Origin of the sequence: Saprospira sp. CCB-QB6 (assembly GCF_028464065.1) — a bacterium.
Lineage (GTDB): Bacteria > Bacteroidota > Bacteroidia > Chitinophagales > Saprospiraceae > Saprospira.
In genome coordinates this window covers 2,459,364-2,476,562 of record NZ_CP116808.1, presented here as the reverse complement: position 1 = coordinate 2,476,562, position 17,199 = coordinate 2,459,364, and the positions used below count along the sequence as shown (strand labels likewise).

Below are 17,199 nucleotides of genomic sequence, written 5' to 3'. Positions count from 1 at the left end.
TTATGGCGAAAATACGCTCCTATATTGGTTTTGGCCTTGGCATTTTGGCCGTGGCCGCCATCTTCTATTATTTTAGCGATATCATCAGTTGGCTGGTGATTGCTTGGATTATTTCCTTATTAGGCTCTCCTATCATGGACCTTTTAGGCCGTTTGCGGATAGGCAAGTTTCGTTTGCCTGCTGCGGCTAGAGCTTTAATTACACTTTCTGTCTTTTTGACGGCCTTAGCACTTTTTGTAGCACTATTTGTCCCTGTTATTGTGCAACAAGGGCGCAATTTGGCCAGTGTTGACTATCAAGAGCTTTTAGAAAGCTTAGAAGATCCCATTAACCACAGTTTTGAGCAGTTGGAAGAATGGGGTTTGGTGGCCGAAAATGATTTCTTTGTTGAAGATAGCACGCAGCTAGTTCCCCAAAAACAGCTTCCCGTCCCTATTGTATCTGTGGATTCTATGGTCCAAAAGCTAAGCGATAGTTTGGGCGGGCCCAATATTGAGCTACATATTACAGTGCAAGGCGAAGGCTTAAAAGCACCAATTGTTGGAGCGGATACGGTAGTTACCGCAGCGCCTAGCAGCCGATTGCTGCAGTTGGAACAGCAAGCTTTGCAGTATATCAATCCCGCCTCCTTGCTCAAAACCACCTTTTCGACCATGTTGGCTTGGCTGGGCAATCTCTTTGTCTTGATTACTTCGGTTAGTTTTATTGCCTTCTTCTTTTTACAAGAAGAGGGATTATTTGCCAATTTAATCAAAGGTCCATTTCCCGAAAAGTATGATGCTCAGCTAGATAAGACCTTGCAACTCACTAAGAAAATGCTAATTCGCTATTTCGAGGGAATTTTGGGGCAGGTCACTGCGGTTTCGGTCTACGTCTGGCTTTTACTCTGGATTGTCGGGGCCCCCAATGCCTTTTTGATTGCCTTTTTTGCGGCCATCATCAATGTGGTTCCCTATTTAGGGCCCTTTTTGGGGCTCATCTTTGGCCTGTTGGTTTGCATTTGCTCTAGCCTCAATGCCGACTTTTATGCGGAGACCGTACCTCTGCTCATTAAAGTAGCCTTAGTTTTTGCCTCTATGCAAGCTTTAGATAATATGCTTTTGCAGCCTCTAATTTTCTCGAAAAGCGTGAAGGCACACCCGCTAGAGATTTTCTTGGTCATTATTGTAGGTTCCAAATTGGGGGGCATTATGGGCATGGTCATCGCAATTCCGGCCTATACCGTAATCCGAGTTATTGCCTCGATTTTCTTATCGGAATTTCGCTTGGTTCAGGGCCTTACCCAGCAATTGGGCATTCGCAATACTTGGGGGGGCGAGCAAGATGTAGAACGTCCAGAAGAAGATGATCGGGAGCGGCATGACGATAGTATGGATGCCGATTGGCATTAGGGTTTGGGGCTGCCCCGCCCTGCGGGCGGGTCGGGCTGTGCGGGGGCTCGCTGCTCGCTCGGCCCTTCGGCGCTAGGCGCTTCGGTCTGGCCTGCGGCCACTGCTTTCCATCCCTCAGCCAAATCGAATAGCGCTGCTTTGGTCCTAATGAGCTAGAAAACCTGCTTGGCTAGTTATTTTGAGTGGTATAGCCTATAATCAGTTGCTTTGCTCGCCTCTGGACTCGAAGCGGAAAACATTGGCCCAAAGCGCGTTTGGCCTAGCGATGTGGAGGGGTGGCCGTAGGCCAGACCAAGCTGTTGAGCGGAGCGAAAGAGCGCAGGGCCGAGCGAGTAGCGAGCCCTGAAACGTAGCGCCCGCCGAAGGCGGGAGGCCCCAAAATATTCAATCAGTTTAATAAACAACAAATAAAATGAAAGGACTTAAGATTCAATACAATGCTCCTGTGGTAGTTACTTTTGCCATTTTGTGTACAGCCGTTTATATGATCAACTATATTACGGGCGGTGATGCCATGGGTCGGTCTGGGGGCTTAATTAACAACTACTTTGTACTTCGGGGCTTTGATTTTGCCAATCCCATGGATTATTTTCGGCTCTTCAGTTACACTATTGGGCATGCAAACAGAGGTCATTTGGCGGGGAATATGTCGATATTTCTACTGATTGCGCCAATCATGGAAGAAAAATACGGCAGTCGGAATATCTTAATTATGATGTTGCTCACGGCTTTCATTACGGCTATCTTTCAGGTCTTTTTAATTGGTGGTGGTTTATTGGGAGCTAGTGGTATTGTCTTTATGTTTATCATCTTGGTTTCTTTTGCCAATACGGGTGGAAAAGGGATTCCGCTTACCTTTATATTGGTCCTTATTTTCTTTTTGGGCAAAGAGGTCCTCAATAGTTTAGACAACAATAATATCTCAGAATATGCTCACATTGCAGGAGGGCTCATGGGGGCTTTTTTTGGTTTCAACCTTAATAGAAAGCAGACAGTAAGCAAAGAGCTACTCCCCTAAAAAGAATAACTTGGAGTCCATTTATTCAGTAGTCGTATAAACAAAAAAGCCAATTAAAAACTTTGTGAATCTGGATTAAATGAACATCTTTGCAGCGATCAAAGCCCTTTGTGCTATAAGGGACCCTTTTATTCAAATGCAAAATTGACCATTATGGCCACTGAAATCAAAGAGCGTGTATTCGCAATCATCGCAGATAAGTTAGTTGTTGATACATCTGATATTACACTGGAATCAAGCTTTCAGAAAGATCTAGGTGCTGACTCTATTGACCTTGTAGAGTTGATTATGGAACTAGAGCGTGAGTTTGATCTCTCTATTCCTGATGAGAAAGCAGAAGAAATCAAAACTGTAGGTGATGCGATCTCTTTCTTGAGTGAGAACCTAGGTTAGACCTATTTGTTTCGATCTATTTTCGGAGCAGCCAAAAGGGCGTCGAGCTAATTTTATTGGGCTTCGGCGCCATCTTTTTAATACGAACCATGGAAAATGCTTGGGGGCTTGAACTCCATTAAGCATCTTTCTCTAAAAGATATTAGTTATGAGTCAAAGACGTGTTGTAGTTACTGGTCTTGGAACCTTAAACCCCATGGGGCATAACACAGAAGAAAGTTGGGCCAACCTACTTGCAGGAAAAAGCGGTGCAGCTCCCATCAAACAATTTGATGCTAGCTTATTTAAGACCCAGTTTGCCTGTGAAATAAAAGATTTTAGCGGTGCCGACGTATTTGGTCGGAAAGATGTCCGTCGCTTAGATCCCGTTATGCAATATGCTCTTGTGGCAAGCGATGAAGCTATTGCTGATGCTAAATTAGAGGAAGTAGAAAACAAAAAACGCATTGGTGTTTTTTGGGCTTCCGGGATTGGGGGCATCACGACCCTTCAGCATGAAGTCCAAAGCTTTGAAAAAGGTAGTGGAACTCCTCGTTTCAACCCTTTTTTGGTTCCCAAAATGATTGTAGACGCCTCTGCAGGTAATATTTCTATCCGCCACGGTTTCCGTGGTCCTACTGGCGCCTTTGTTACGGCCTGTGCATCTTCAACACACTGTATTGGCCTAGCCTACGACCAAATTCGCCTCAATAGAGCCGATATTATGGTGGTTGGCGGTGCCGAAGCAGCCATTAACGAAGTAGGAGTAGGTGCATTTAATGCCCTCAAAGCCCTCTCTACTCGCAATGAAGATCCTGCTGTAGCTTCTCGCCCCTTTGATAAAGATCGCGATGGCTTTGTTATTGGTGAAGGCGCAGCCTCCCTCATCCTAGAGGATTATGAGCATGCTAAAGCCCGTGGCGCAAAAATTTATGCCGAGATTATTGGTGTAGCCCAAAACGCCGATGCTTACCATATTACAGCCCCCGACCCCGATGGTCACGGAGTAATTGATGTCATCAAATTGGCCCTAGAAGATGCCAATATTCAAGCAGAAGATCTCGATTATCTCAACCCACATAGCACCTCTACAGACCTTGGCGATATTGCAGAATCTAATGCCATTATCAAGGCCTTAGGAGATGCCGCCTTTAAAGTGAAAATGAGCGCCACCAAATCAATGACTGGCCACATGATCTCTGCCGCTGGCGCCATGGAGTCATTGATCTGTATCAAAACCATTGAAACTGGAGAAATTGCGCCAACTATCAACTTTCAGGAATTCGATCCACAAATTGATAGCCGCCTACAAATTACGCCCAATGTCAAACAATCTGCCGATGTGCAAATTGCCATGAACATGAACTACGGCTTTGGCGGTCATAATTCTGCCGTGATTTTCAAGAAAATAACAGAATAGTTAGTATATTTGAGCAGCAAAGGGCCTTCATTGGCCCTTTTTTTTTAGCTCATTTTTCAATCGAATTCAGGCCCTTATACCATAACTATTGTGTTGAAGTCCTATTATAATCTCTACTTCTCAAAGCAAAAAGCCTTTGCCCGCGAACTGAAAACCATCCTCGGTTTTGCCCCTAGGCATTTACCTTTTTATGATAGAGCCTTTACGCATAAATCTACCACAAACAAACAAGAAGACGATCAACATAGCTTCGATAACGAACGCCTAGAATATCTAGGAGACGCCATCCTCGATGCCGTCATTGCCGAATATCTCTTCCGCAAATATCCCACAGAAGACGAAGGCTTCCTCACCCAAATGAGATCCAAAATCGTTAGCCGAAAAACACTCAACCGAGTCGGCGCCGAAATGGGCCTAGACGATTTTCTCAAAGCCCGCGGCCTCCAACGAATCAGCCCCACCGTTATGGGCAACTGCTTCGAGGCTTTTGTCGGTGCTATCTATCTCGATAAAGGCTATAAGGCCTCCCGCAAGTTTATTATCTATAAAATGCTCCAAAATCATGTGGATGTCCACCTGCTCGAACGTATCGATAATAACTTTAAAAGTATTCTGCTCGAGTTTTGCCAAAAGGACCAAAAAACCCTTAGCTACGAACTACTCGAACAACAAAAAACCGATGGCAAAAGCAATCACAACCGACAACATCGCTTCAAAGTTGCTGTCATCATCAATGATAAATCTATAGCCGAAGCTACAGGCCCCAACAAAAAAACAGCCGAACAAAATGCCTCTAAACAGGCCCTGATTAAACTGGGTGTGGTCGATAAAAATGGCCACAAAAAAGACTAATTATTTGGGGCTGCCCCGCCCTTCAGGCGGGTCGGGCTGTTCCGGGCTCGCTACTCGCTCGGCCCTGCAGCGCTAAAGCGCTTCGGTCTGGCCCTAAGGGCCACCCTCTCCATCCCTCAGCCGCGTCGCTTCGCTCCTTTGCGGCGGCTTCGCCCCCTGCCAAACGCAAAATTCAAGACCAAAGGAAGATGTCCATATAGCTTATATATGGACTTTTTTCTGTACTTTTGCCGACTTATCCTTCCGCTATAAACTTTTGATTTTGATTAAATATATTCTCTCCGATATCGAAGGGACTACTACTTCTATTTCTTTTGTAGTCGATACACTCTTTCCCTATTTTTTAGAGCAACTCCCCCTTTGGCGCCAAAAAATGGATCAACCAGAGGTTAAAGCACAGCTCGAAGCCACCCAAGCACTCGTCCTAGCCGAAGAAAATAAAAATATTAGCCTTGAACAAGCTTTCGATTACCTAGAAACTTGGTGCAAGGCCGACCGCAAAGCTGGACCACTCAAAGCCCTACAAGGAATCGTCTGGAAAGCCGCTTATCTCAATGGCCAAATCAAAGGCCACCTCTATCCCGAAGTAGCTGACTGCCTCAAAACCTGGAAAGCAAAAGGCCTCCAACTAGGCATCTATTCTTCTGGCTCCGTTGCCGCCCAAAAACTCCTTTTTGGCTACTCTGAAGCTGGAGACTTAACCCCTCTGTTCAGCCACTACTTTGATACCAAAGTGGGCCACAAAAGAGAAGCCCAATCTTACCAAAACATTCAAGAAGCTATTGGCCTTCCCGCCAATGAAATTCTCTTCCTTTCCGATGTTCCCCAAGAACTAGCCGCCGCCCAAGCCGCAGGCCTAGAAGTGGCGCATTTATTGCGCCCCGGCACTGCCCCCAGCAAGTTTAAGGGCTATGCTAATTTTAACCAGATACAAATCGACTAAACTATGTCTGTTTTACCTCAGCCCTTGCGCACACTTTGGCTCAATGCAGAAGAGGAACTGCAAGTCATTAACCAAATCGTTCTGCCCCATAAGATCCAAGTGGAGACCCTCAAAACAACAGAAGAGGTTTTTTGGGCCATCAAAAATATGCTGGTCCGTGGCGCTCCCCTTATCGGAGCTACCGCAGCCTACGGCATTTGGCTAGCCGCCAAAGCCGCCCCCGCAGCTGACTGGAAAAATAGCCTAGCCCAAGCCGATGCCTATTTGCGAGACTCTAGACCTACTGCCGTTAATCTTTTTATCTGCCTAGATCGTATGAAAACCACTTGGGAACAAGCTAATAACCTAGCCGAAGCCCAAAGCGCCTGCCGCCAAGAGGCCGACGCTATTGTAGAAGAAGATATCGAAATCTGCTTTCAGATTGGCCAGCATGGATTGAAAATTATAGAGGAAATCGCCGCCCGCAAAAATGGAGAACCAGTCCAAATCCTAACGCATTGTAATGCAGGCATGATGGGCTGCATCCGCTGGGGCACCATTAGCTCACCAATTTATCAAGCACTAGCAAAAGGCATCAAACTACATGTTTGGGTAGATGAAACCCGCCCCCGCAACCAAGGCTCTAAACTTACCGCCTGGGAATTTGACCAGCATGGCGTTCCCCATAGCCTTATTGTAGATAATGCTGGCGGCCACCTTATGCAACACCAAGCCGTAGATATGGTCCTTGTCGGAACCGATCGCACTACAAGACAAGGAGATGTTGCTAATAAGATTGGAACCTACCTTAAGGCCCTAGCCGCCAAAGACAATAATATCCCCTTTTATGTGGCCCTCCCCTCTACTACTATTGATTGGGAAATTATGGACGGCCTAAAAGAAATTCCCATAGAAGAAAGAGATGCAGAAGAAGTACGCTTTGTCGATGGTCTCACGCCTAGCGGAGCTTATGAAAAGGTGCGTATCTGTCCAGAAAATACTCCCGCCCGAAACTATGGCTTCGATGTGACTCCCGCTCGCCTAGTCACTGGGCTCATTACAGAAAGAGGATATTGCTCAGCTAGCCAAGAAGGCCTAGAAGCCCTCTTTCCTGAATATAAATCTTAGACATTTCCCCGTCCCCGAAAATAGTAAAATTACACCACTGGGCCTTGGCCCTACAAAGCACTGACATTATGATTTTTGAATTGAGCCACAAGGGCCCTTTTGAATTTAATCCGGAGACGGTGAAAAATGAGGTAGAGGCTGGGCAAATGGGCAACTTCGCCCTTGGGAAACTAGATGCCGCAGATCGTTTTCACCCTCTCAAAATTGGACGTTCAGATACGGATGTTCAAGCAGAACTGCTTCGCTGGGCACACTTCCCACAGTACACTCACTTTTCTTATCAATACGCCTATACCCTACAACAGGCTTACGAACTAGAGTGTAAAAACTTCCATACAGTAGTGAGCCAACTCAACAAACGGGCAGTACATCCAGAGCCCCCCGCTGGTCACGATTTCCGTTGCCCCAACCCTTGGTGCAACCGCTAAATATTAGCCCAACCTTTTTAGGTTGGGCTTTTTTTGGTCCCTTAATCAAAAAGTAAGATCTTAGGTTTGATTTTTATACAAAAATATTGGCTGTGCAAAAAAGTATCCGAACATTATCCCCCTTTAATAATGAACTGAAGTTGAAGGGCTTTAAGGTTTTTCCCATTGAGGGAGATAGCGGGGCAACCCGACAATATAGTCGCAAAGACTTTTATAAAATTTGCCTGAGTAACGGCAGAAGCAAAATTCATTATGCCAACCGCAGCTATGAGGTAGAAGGTAGCATCCTCTTTTTTGGCAACCCCCATATTCCCTACGCTTGGGAAACTCTATCCCAAAGTTATACGGGGTACACCTGCCTATTTTCTGAGGAGTTTTTGCGGCCAAGTATGCAGGCAGAAAGCCTTCTACAATCCCCTTTGTTTAAGATTGAGGGAACCCCCATTTTCCAAATCAATGAGGAACAACGCCTATTTCTAAGCCGCATCTTTGACAAAATGATTGCGGAACAAGCAGAAAGCTACTCCTATAAGGATGAGCTCATTAGAAACTATATTCAGCTGATTGTACATGAGGCCCTCAAACTAGAACCCAGCAAAAACTTTGACCGCCAAAGCAACGCCTTGGCCCGCTTAACAACCGTTTTTCTAGAACTCCTAGAACGACAATTTCCCATAGAAGGTGTAGAGTCACCTTTGGTCCTCAAAAAGCCGCAAGATTATGCGCAAGCGCTTTCTGTTCACGTCAATTACCTGAATAGAGCCGTGAAAGAGGTGACCCAAAAATCAACCTCTACCCATATTAAAGAGCGCATCTTATTAGAGGCCAAAGCGCTCTTAGAACACACCAACTGGAACATTAGCGAGCTAGCTTATGCCTTGGGCTTTTCTTATCCTAGCTACTTTAATAATTACTTTAAAAAGGAGCTAGGCCTTACCCCTTCAGCCTACCGACAATCTAGAGTTTGATTTTTTTAAGTTTTGATTTGATTCTTCTTCTTGACCGCCAAGGATGTAGACTAACTTTGTTCCTGTGAGTTAGCGGAGGCTGCCAAACTCCTCAAAAGGCCCGAAGGGCCGTCGGCTGAGGGATGGACAGCAGTGGCCGAAGGCCAGAGCCAGCGGGCGAAGCCCGCGCAGGGCCGAGCGAATAGCGAGCTGCGAAACAGCCCGACCCGACCAAAGGGAGGGGCAGCCCCAAACCTTCTTAATTATAGCGACTATGAAAGAAGAGAAAAACATCCATTCAAGAAGAACTTTTATGCAGCAAATGGCCATTGGAGGCGGAAGCTTAATGCTTTTTAATCCCATTTCCCTTTTTGCTGCCGAGCCATTATCTAAAACAACAATTGATATGAGCAAGAACATCAAATCAAAAGGTTATGCCGCCAAGGATGCCTCTGGAAAATTGAGCCCTTGGGAATTTGAACGCCGTGCAGTAGGCGATGACGATATTCTAATCGAAACGAAATACGCCAGTATCTGTCACTCCGATATTCACCAAATGAAAGGCGATTGGGGCCCCCAACAGTATCCTCAAGTACCTGGTCACGAGATCGTAGGTATCGTAAAAGCAGTTGGAAAAAATGTAACTAAATTTAAAGTGGGCGACCGTGCCGGCGTTGGCTGTATGGTAGATAGCTGTATGGAGTGCCATAGCTGTAAGCATGGCGAAGAGCAATTCTGCGAGCAAGGGAAAACCGTCTTTACTTATGGTTATCCCCACCCTCAATCACCTACCGGAATTACCCAAGGTGGTTACTCTGATAATATCGTTGTAAAAGAGCATTTTGCCGTGCATATTCCCGAGCATATCTCTTTGGAAGAAGCGGCCCCCCTACTTTGCGCCGGAATTACCACTTACTCTCCCCTTATGCAGGCCAACTTCAAGTTGGGCGATAAGGTAGCTGTTGCTGGTATTGGCGGTTTGGGCCACTTGGCCGTGAAAATTGCCGTAGCCAAAGGCGCCGAGGTCTATGCCTTTACGACTTCTCCCGAGAAAAAAGAGGATATCCTTTCTTGGGGCGCTAAAGAAGTCATTGTGGTAGATAACCCACAAAAACTATTTGCCTATAAAGGACAAATGGACTACATGATCAGCACCATCCCTACTCATTATGATGTAGCAGCCTATAGCGTTGTCGTAAAGCCCCATGGCACCTTCACCCAGGTCGGTATGCCTGAAGGCTTTACGCTTCAACTTAACGCTATTTTCTTGGCCAATACCCGCGTGAAGTTTAACGCTTCATTGATCGGTGGTATTCCAGAAACTCAAGAGGTGGTTCACTTCTGTGCCGATAACAAGGTCCTTCCCGCTATTGAAATTATTGATGCTAAGCAAATTAACGAAGCTTGGCAGAAGGTAGTCGACAAAAAAGCTCGCTACCGCTACGTCATTGATGCCGCAACCTTCTAATTTAGAAGGGGTTTTAGTAGAGCCGAGCGCCAAGCTATATAGCTTGGCGCTTTTTTTTGCCCTATCCGAGCCCTTCCAAAATTTCCCTGGCCTGCCCCCGACTCTCCCCCAACAAATAGGGATAAAGCGCAAAAACCTGATCCCGAACAAACTCTTTTTGCCCCTCTGCTACGGTATAGTTCTCAATCTCTAAGGCCGCCAAAAAGAAATCACTCAAACGCTGCAAACGCCGATAAAGCGAAGCATATTCCCCCGCCAATTCTTCTTTTTTGAGCTGCCCTGCCGCATCCAATTGCTCTAAAAAGGCAAAAAATTGCTGCCTACGCTGCTGCATTAACTCCTGATAATGCGCCTTTAACTTGCTCTCGGCCTGCAGAATTTGCCGAAAATCCAGCAAAAAGAAGCGATACTTCCAAAACAACTGATACATCTGCTCCAACAAGCTTTTAAAGGCCAACACCCCTTCGGCCTCTTGCATAGCTGGCGCAAAAGCCATCGCATTCAACTCCTCGACCAAAGCATAATAAAGCGCCTGCACCAACTGCTCCCGCTTCGGAAAATGATAGGTCAAATTTCCCAAACTTATCCCCATCTCCTCCGCAATCTGCCGCAAACTAATTACCGCCAACCCCCGATCATTAAACAATGCTAAGGCCTTCGCCAAGATCAATTCTTTTCTTTTCTTTTTCATCTGTTCTTTTTTATTTGGGGCTGCCCCGCCCTGTGGGCGGGTCGGGCTGTTTCGCAGCTCGCTATTCGCTCGGCCCTGCGCCGCCAAAGGCGGCTGGGTCTGGCCCTTCGGGCCACTGCTGTCCATCCCTCAGCCAGATTTAATCGCGCTGCGCTCCGCGCGCTATCCCCCTCCAAAATGCTTGTTGGTCCAGACAAAGGTAATAGTTTAATTGCCTTTTTGACCCAATTCGCTCCCTTTAGCTGTTAAAATTAGGTCTTTTGTACTAGAGTTGTATAAAATTAGTACATTTGTACTATAATTAATAACTAAAGTAAATGAAAAGGATGAAGCAGCAAACATTTGATATTGTGGGCGGGGGCATTGCTGGCCTAAGCACCGCCTTGGCCCTAAGCCAAAAAGGAATAGATTTTCGCCTCTTTGAGCAGGCCCAAAGCTACCGCCCCATAGGCGCAGGAATTATTTTGGCCAATAATGCCCTAGAGGTCTATCAGCGTTTAGGGATTTATGAGGCCATTAAGACCAAGAGTTCTCCTATTCAGGCCATGCACATTTGTGATGAACAACTTCGGCCCCTATCTACGGTAGAGATTGCCCAATTGGGGACCAAACTGGGTAGCCTGGCCCTCCACCGAGCCGATTTGCAAGATATTCTGCTCGAACAGCTCGACCTCAATAAGATTAAGATGGGCCATCAACTACAAAGCTTTCAGCAAGAGGGGAAAGAGCTGCTCCTAGATTTTGCCGATGCAGGCCAATATCGAGCAGAGCAACTCTTGGCCGCAGATGGCCTTTATTCTAAGCTAAGAACCTTTGTGGAACCGCAGGCTCTCATCCGAGGCAGCAAACAACTTTGCTGGAGAGGCCTCTGCCAGCTAGAGCTCCCGCCCAAATACCAAAACCAATTGTTTGAGGCTTGGGGCAAGGCCCGCCGCTTTGGCTTTGTGCCAATTGGCCAAGGTTGGCTCTATTACTATGCGTTGCTTTCTTATGAGGAATCTCCCGAAGAGCTGGACCAAAGCCAACTGCTTGACTATTTCCAAGATTTTCATCCTTTGGTCCAACAAATCATTGCCGCAGAAGCTAAACTACATGAAGATGAAATTAGAGACTTATCGCCTATTAAAAGCTGGCATAAAGGGCCAGTTTGCCTACTAGGCGATGCCGCCCATGCCCTAACGCCCAATATGGGCCAAGGCGCTTGCCAATCTATAGAAGATGCCTATGTATTGGCCCACTACCTTGCAGAGAAAAGTCCAGAAGCCGCCTATGCCGCCTACCAAGCTAGCCGACAAAAAAAGGCCCTGAAAGTGGTCCAAAATAGCTGGAAAATTGGCCAAATGGCCCATTGGAAATCAGGCTGGGCAGGCCGCCTACGCAATGGACTCATGCGCCTAACCCCAAACAGCCTAACGGCTAAATCCTCTGCCCATATTTTTTCTTTCCAAGCCCCTCATTAGCCTATGTGGATTCCCCTAATCTTAAACCTGATTTTCCTGCCCATTGCAGCCCTTCATTTTTATTGGGCCTTGGGCGGGAGCTGGGGCTTGCGCTATGTATTGCCCCAACTGCCCAATCAACAATTTTCGCCACCGCCTTGGGCTAGCTTTGCAGTGGGGCTCTGCTTTTTGGGTTTGGGACTGCTTTATGCCTTGCCTAGCCATTATTTTGGTCCCCAGTTTTTACGCTATAGCTCTTGGGGGTTGGCCCTTGTTTTTGCGCTTCGTGCCCTAGGCGATTTTAGATATGTTGGCTGGAGCAAAACGCATAGAGAGGGAGATTTTGCCCTTTGGGATGACTTCTGCTTTTCGCCTTTGGTGGCTGGCACTGCCCTGCTTTTGGTCCTTTATGCGACTGGATGTTAAAAGGAGCGAAGCGACTGGCCTAGCGATGCGGCGGGGTGGCCCGCAGGGCCAGACCGAGCAAAAATGCGCAGCAAATTTTGCGAAGGGCCGAGCAGACCTGCGAGCCCCGAAACGTAGCGCCGACGAGCGAAGCGAGGCGGAGGCCCCAAAACAGCACAAAAAAAGCCCCCTCTCTCCGAAGAGAGAAGAAGCTCAATCATCAAAAGTGTTTGTTAGCTATACGATCTATTTATTCTTTGATTAGGGCTAGGCGTTGCCCTTCTTCTAGTTGTAGGAAATAGGTACCTGCAGGGAAATCGCTCAGATTGATGCGTTCTATGCGGTCATTCAATTGGCCAGTTTGCAAAAGGCGGCCCTCTAGGCTATACAGTTGGTAAGTACTTTGGCTGGACGCCTCCCGCTCTAATTGAACGATATCTAGAGTCGGGTTGGGATAAGCCTTAATGTTTGTTAGTTGGGCCAAGGAATGATTACTCAACAGCTCGGCAGATTCAAAGGCGCCAATATCTCTGCGGCCGTTAATGCTCATTCCTCTTTGGTCCAACATATTGCTCATTGGATCGCCTGCATCTACAGCGGGAGAGCTTGTCCCCACCAAAATTGCATGCGTCATTGTTGGGCCGCCATTATTGGCTAAGGTTTGGAGGAAAGGATCGAGGCCTAGAAGATCGCCCATGCCTGCCATCCAGCTCATGCCGCTAGTATCTTGGACCAGATTATAGCCCATAGAATTTAGCATACCCATTTCTAGGTAAATATCTTGGCCCATCATGCTAGCCGTATTATTAGAGACAATTGTTGATTTTAGGCCCAAGGGGCGCATACTATTTTGTGCGATTCCGCCCGCATTTCCGCTAGCCATATTGAAGGCAATGGTTAGGGCCTCGGCCGTGAGGGAATCGGCATTATAGATCCCTGCACCATCCATAGCGGCCATATTGCCCGAAATGGTTGAGCGGCTGATGGCCGTCATGCCCGTTTGGTTTTGGATAGCGCCACCATTGGCATTAGCGGCATTATTTCCAGAGAAGGTCGAGCCTTCAATCCAAGTATCTCCACCATTATTGAAGAACCCTCCCCCACCATCATCGGCAGCAGTACCAAAGGCGCTATTATTCATAATTGTGGAGTTGTAGATATACATCTGGCTATTGCTTTGGTTCCAGAGGGCCCCGCCTTCGCGAGCGGCTTCATTATCTATAAACTCTGACTCATCAATATAGAGCATGGTAGCCCCACTGATATGGATGGCGCCCCCATTACCTGGGGCGGCTGTTCCAGCAGTACCGTTTACATCATTGGCCTCAAAGACGCTATTGACAATCCAACAATTGCCATCAATCAATTCAATGGCGCCCCCTGCTCGATTAGCGGCATTATTGTCAAAGTCAGTATTTTGAATATCAACATCTCCAGCCACAGAGAGTAGTCCACCGCCACTAGCAGCGGCGCCTGTGGCCATATTCATATTAACGGTACAACCATCAAGGATTAGGTCTCCCCCATTGTTGAAAATTCCTGCCCCACCATTATCGGCTGCAGCGCCCAAAGCTTCATTATTGACAATGCTGACATATTGCAAGTACATCATTCCGCTGCCGTTCCAAAGGCCACCGCCTTCACTAGCGGCTTCATTATTAATTACGGATCCATTGATTAGGGTCGCATTTCCAGGGCCTGTTATATGTAGACCGCCTCCATTGCCAGGAGCGGACCCAACAACATTACCCGATAGTTGGAAGTCTCGCAGTTCTAGCTCACCTCTAATCCCTGCGGTAGAGTTATCTTCAATGCCACCACCTGCACGCATAGCGCTATTATTGGCAATAAGGACATTCGTTATGCGGATACGCCCCCCTAAAACATTGAGGATTCCACCACCGCTACCTGCAGCACCATCGGCCACATTATTCGTAATTTCGGCCATATTAGTAATTTCTAAAATGCCATCTTGGTTGTAGATTCCTCCGCCCCCATTATCGGCAGCAGCACCACTAGCGGTATTCCCATCGATGATGGTTCCATTGACCAACATATAGCCGCCACCATTCCAAAGTCCACCACCTTCTGAGGCAGCTAGATTACCTGAAACCAGACCGCCAATAATGTAGGTATTCCCTAAGCCTGAAATATGTAGTCCGCCCCCATTACCAGGAGCTGTGCCCGCATCATTATTCAGGAGTTGGACCATATTCAGGTTGAGGGTCCCACTAGCGCCCATAGAGTTATCTTCAATGCCACCACCAGCACGCATAGAACTATTGCCCATAATGGTCGAATGGCTCACATTTAAGGTACCCCCCATATCGTTGAGGATACCCCCACCGCTACCCGCTGTACCTGTGGCGCTATTGTTTGTTATCTGTGTATTGTTGATGATGTCGATAATTCCGCCTTGGTTGTAAATCCCCCCACCGCCTTCAGTAAAAGTATTGCCCGCAGCGCTATTGCCATCAATGTTTGTTCCGCTGATGCTCATAGCACCTGTACCATTCCAGAGCCCACCACCTTCTGAGGCGGCCATGTTGTTGCTTACGGTTCCGCCACTAAGGCTGACCATACCGTAGCCCGTAACATGTAGTCCCCCTCCATTGCCTGGAGCCGAACCTGTGCTATTATTATTGAGCATAGTATTGACCAAAAGCACCCCACTAGAGTCTGTGCATTCAATGCCTCCACCTGCGCGCATAGCCATATTCCCCATAATCATGGAGTTGCTGATGTTAATCATGCCGCCCATATCGTTGAGGATACCCCCACCGCTACCCGCTGCACCTGCTGCTTGGTTGTTATTGATTTGGGTTCCGTTGAGGATATCAATTTGGCCCCCTAAGTTATAGAGTCCACCTCCACCATTATCGGCTAAGGGACCATTGGCTACATTATTACTGATATTAACATTAGAGAGGGTCATCTGCGCCGTTCCATTCCAAAGGCCTCCCCCTTCTGCGGCAGCGGTATTGCCCGAAACGGTCCCCCCATCAAAAAGAAGGTTACCTGCTCCTGTAATATGCAATCCGCCTCCATTGCCTGGAGCTGTGCCTGTACTATTATTGGATAAGGTTACATTTTGAAAGCGCATAGAAGAGGGCGCTGAAGAAGAATTATCTTCAACTCCCCCACCAGCCCGCATGGCCATATTGCCCGTAATGCTGGTATTTTGGATCTCTAGCATACCGCCCAAATCATTGAGCACAGCCCCACCAGAACCCGCACTTCCATTAGCTATATTGTTGGATAAAATAGAGTTCATAATCGTCAGATCGCCACCCAAATTGTAAATGGCTCCTCCTCCACTATCGCCTGCGGCCCCACTAGCAATATTGCCATCGGCCAGAATGTTATTGAGGCTCATGCTGCCGCTACCATTCCAAAGAGCACCGCCCTCATTGCCTGCACTATTGCTATTAAAACTGCTATTGCTTATCATCATTTGGCCAGCCCCTGTAATATGGATAGCCCCACCATTGCCTGGAGCTGTACCTGTGCTATTACCTGTAAAACTAGCATCCGTAATCTGGACCATACTATTGGCCCCCGAATTATCCTCAATCGCCCCTCCTGCTCGATTAGAGCTATTGGCCGAAAAGCTCGTACCCATCGAAATCGTCAGTACACTACTCCCATCATTAAGAATGGCCCCACCAGAACCCGAAGCCCCTGAAGCCTGATTATTACTAAAGCTAGTATTCATAATGTGCAGCTCGGAGCCAGCGGTATTCCAAATCGCTCCGCCGCCCATCACAGCCATAGCCCCCTGCGCCTCATTGTTGCTCAGACTACAATCGCTAATCCAAAGCTCGGCCCCTTGGACCACAATCGCGCCTCCACTCATCGTGCTCAAACCATTCATGATCGAGAGCCCTTCAAACTGGACCATAGCGCCAGAAATTACTTCAAAAATTTGGCTGCTGCCGCCACCACTAAGCATACTATTGCTGCTCCCATTGCCCATAATGACCAGATCTTTATCTAAGGTCAAAATACTCGAAAGAACAATCGTCTGCCCATTTGTCCCTGTGGCAAAACTAATAGTATCCCCAGCCGAAGCATTTAATAACTGCTGCCGAAGGCTTCCCGCTCCACTATCGGAGCTGTTCGAGACCACTAGATTGGCCCCCCAGGCACTGTTGAAGCTAAACAGGGCAGCAAATACTGCTGCGGAGATAGATAAGGTTTTTTTCATAATTCACTTTTTTATGATTTGTTGTTCTCCTTATTTACGAGCGAACATTTTTATCAGATTTCACATAAAGTTTGTAAAAGGCATTTTTTATAAACTTTTATTCTAACAGGACTTATTGTGAATATTAATTATTTGGGGCTGCCCCGCCCTGCGGGCGGGTCGGGCTGTGTCGTGGCTCGCAAGTCTGCTCGGCCCTGCGGGGGCTTTGCCCGCTTGGTCTGCGGCTGCGCCGCACCACTTTCCATCCCTCAGCCAGCTAGCCTCTGGCCCTAGGGCCTAAACCCCTAATTTCATTTTGATACAGAACATCCTGAACAGCCCCAACAAGTATCTCGGATAACTATTCCCTGCACAGATATATACCTTCCTAAAGTTCAGATTGCTGCTTCCAGCACAGATATATACCTTCCCAAAGTTCAGATTGCTGTTTTCTACACAGATATACAGCTACCTAAAGTTTTGATTGCCGTTTTCTGCACAGATATACAGCTTACCAAAGTTCCGATTGCTG

At 47.2% G+C, this 17,199-nt stretch carries 14 protein-coding genes; 12 read left to right on the top strand and 2 right to left on the bottom strand.

Annotated elements, in window-relative coordinates:
• The first annotated feature begins 2 nt into the window (after positions 1 to 2).
• The 10 genes from PPO43_RS09630 (at position 3) to PPO43_RS09585 (ending at position 9,946) form a co-directional block, all read left to right on the top strand.
• On the top strand, positions 3 to 1,391 hold the full coding sequence (locus PPO43_RS09630; protein WP_272617246.1) for an AI-2E family transporter: 1,389 nt from the start codon (positions 3 to 5) through the stop codon (positions 1,389 to 1,391).
• A 412-nt stretch (positions 1,392 to 1,803) separates the two neighbouring features.
• The gene (locus PPO43_RS09625) at positions 1,804 to 2,409 is read left to right on the top strand and encodes a rhomboid family intramembrane serine protease (protein ID WP_272617244.1); all 606 of its coding nucleotides are present in this window, start codon (positions 1,804 to 1,806) and stop codon (positions 2,407 to 2,409) included.
• Positions 2,410 to 2,562: 153 nt separating this feature from the next.
• Complete coding sequence (locus PPO43_RS09620) at positions 2,563 to 2,802, top strand: acyl carrier protein (RefSeq protein ID WP_272617242.1); 240 nt, start codon at positions 2,563 to 2,565, stop codon at positions 2,800 to 2,802.
• A 148-nt stretch (positions 2,803 to 2,950) separates the two neighbouring features.
• Positions 2,951 to 4,201, top strand: a complete 1,251-nt coding sequence (gene fabF / locus PPO43_RS09615; protein WP_272617240.1) for a beta-ketoacyl-ACP synthase II — start codon at positions 2,951 to 2,953, stop codon at positions 4,199 to 4,201.
• Between the two features lie 90 nt (positions 4,202 to 4,291).
• Positions 4,292 to 5,053: a ribonuclease III gene (gene rnc, locus PPO43_RS09610; protein ID WP_272617238.1), complete on the top strand. Its 762-nt coding sequence runs from the start codon at positions 4,292 to 4,294 to the stop codon at positions 5,051 to 5,053.
• A 262-nt stretch (positions 5,054 to 5,315) separates the two neighbouring features.
• Positions 5,316 to 5,996: an acireductone synthase gene (gene mtnC, locus PPO43_RS09605; RefSeq protein ID WP_272617236.1), complete on the top strand. Its 681-nt coding sequence runs from the start codon at positions 5,316 to 5,318 to the stop codon at positions 5,994 to 5,996.
• A gap of 3 nt (positions 5,997 to 5,999) precedes the next feature.
• On the top strand, positions 6,000 to 7,103 hold the full coding sequence (gene mtnA, locus PPO43_RS09600) for an S-methyl-5-thioribose-1-phosphate isomerase (protein WP_272617234.1): 1,104 nt from the start codon (positions 6,000 to 6,002) through the stop codon (positions 7,101 to 7,103).
• A 68-nt stretch (positions 7,104 to 7,171) separates the two neighbouring features.
• A complete protein-coding gene (locus PPO43_RS09595) occupies positions 7,172 to 7,531 on the top strand; it encodes a hypothetical protein (RefSeq protein WP_272617232.1) in 360 nt (119 codons plus the stop codon).
• Between the two features lie 83 nt (positions 7,532 to 7,614).
• The gene (locus tag PPO43_RS09590; protein ID WP_442985452.1) at positions 7,615 to 8,499 is read left to right on the top strand and encodes a helix-turn-helix domain-containing protein; all 885 of its coding nucleotides are present in this window, start codon (positions 7,615 to 7,617) and stop codon (positions 8,497 to 8,499) included.
• Between the two features lie 253 nt (positions 8,500 to 8,752).
• On the top strand, positions 8,753 to 9,946 hold the full coding sequence (locus PPO43_RS09585) for an NAD(P)-dependent alcohol dehydrogenase (protein ID WP_272617228.1): 1,194 nt from the start codon (positions 8,753 to 8,755) through the stop codon (positions 9,944 to 9,946).
• A 61-nt stretch (positions 9,947 to 10,007) separates the two neighbouring features.
• On the opposite strand, the gene PPO43_RS09580 is transcribed toward PPO43_RS09585, so the two are convergent.
• Complete coding sequence (locus tag PPO43_RS09580; RefSeq protein ID WP_272617226.1) at positions 10,008 to 10,637, bottom strand: TetR/AcrR family transcriptional regulator; 630 nt, start codon at positions 10,635 to 10,637, stop codon at positions 10,008 to 10,010.
• 317 nt (positions 10,638 to 10,954) lie between these two features.
• Here PPO43_RS09580 and PPO43_RS09575 point away from each other — a divergent pair, with 317 nt between their 5' ends.
• On the top strand, positions 10,955 to 12,097 hold the full coding sequence (locus tag PPO43_RS09575; protein WP_272617224.1) for an FAD-dependent monooxygenase: 1,143 nt from the start codon (positions 10,955 to 10,957) through the stop codon (positions 12,095 to 12,097).
• A gap of 3 nt (positions 12,098 to 12,100) precedes the next feature.
• Positions 12,101 to 12,502: a DUF3995 domain-containing protein gene (locus PPO43_RS09570; protein WP_272617222.1), complete on the top strand. Its 402-nt coding sequence runs from the start codon at positions 12,101 to 12,103 to the stop codon at positions 12,500 to 12,502.
• Between the two features lie 229 nt (positions 12,503 to 12,731).
• Here PPO43_RS09570 and PPO43_RS09565 read toward each other — a convergent pair whose 3' ends face one another.
• Complete coding sequence (locus PPO43_RS09565; protein WP_272617220.1) at positions 12,732 to 16,688, bottom strand: choice-of-anchor Q domain-containing protein; 3,957 nt, start codon at positions 16,686 to 16,688, stop codon at positions 12,732 to 12,734.
• Between the last annotated feature and the right edge of the window lie 511 nt (positions 16,689 to 17,199).

What these genes read in the sequence shown, in the direction of transcription:
- mtnA (WP_272617234.1), top strand. Translation starts at nt 6,000, where the DNA reads ATGTCTGTTTTACCTCAGCCCTTGCGCACACTTTGGCTCAATGCAGAA.
- PPO43_RS09620 (WP_272617242.1), top strand. Translation starts at nt 2,563, where the DNA reads ATGGCCACTGAAATCAAAGAGCGTGTATTCGCAATCATCGCAGATAAG.
- PPO43_RS09595 (WP_272617232.1), top strand. Translation starts at nt 7,172, where the DNA reads ATGATTTTTGAATTGAGCCACAAGGGCCCTTTTGAATTTAATCCGGAG.
- PPO43_RS09565 (WP_272617220.1), bottom strand. Translation starts at nt 16,688, where the DNA reads ATGAAAAAAACCTTATCTATCTCCGCAGCAGTATTTGCTGCCCTGTTT.
- PPO43_RS09580 (WP_272617226.1), bottom strand. Translation starts at nt 10,637, where the DNA reads ATGAAAAAGAAAAGAAAAGAATTGATCTTGGCGAAGGCCTTAGCATTG.
- fabF (WP_272617240.1), top strand. Translation starts at nt 2,951, where the DNA reads ATGAGTCAAAGACGTGTTGTAGTTACTGGTCTTGGAACCTTAAACCCC.
- PPO43_RS09625 (WP_272617244.1), top strand. Translation starts at nt 1,804, where the DNA reads ATGAAAGGACTTAAGATTCAATACAATGCTCCTGTGGTAGTTACTTTT.
- PPO43_RS09630 (WP_272617246.1), top strand. Translation starts at nt 3, where the DNA reads ATGGCGAAAATACGCTCCTATATTGGTTTTGGCCTTGGCATTTTGGCC.
- PPO43_RS09585 (WP_272617228.1), top strand. Translation starts at nt 8,753, where the DNA reads ATGAAAGAAGAGAAAAACATCCATTCAAGAAGAACTTTTATGCAGCAA.
- PPO43_RS09575 (WP_272617224.1), top strand. Translation starts at nt 10,955, where the DNA reads ATGAAAAGGATGAAGCAGCAAACATTTGATATTGTGGGCGGGGGCATT.
- PPO43_RS09570 (WP_272617222.1), top strand. Translation starts at nt 12,101, where the DNA reads ATGTGGATTCCCCTAATCTTAAACCTGATTTTCCTGCCCATTGCAGCC.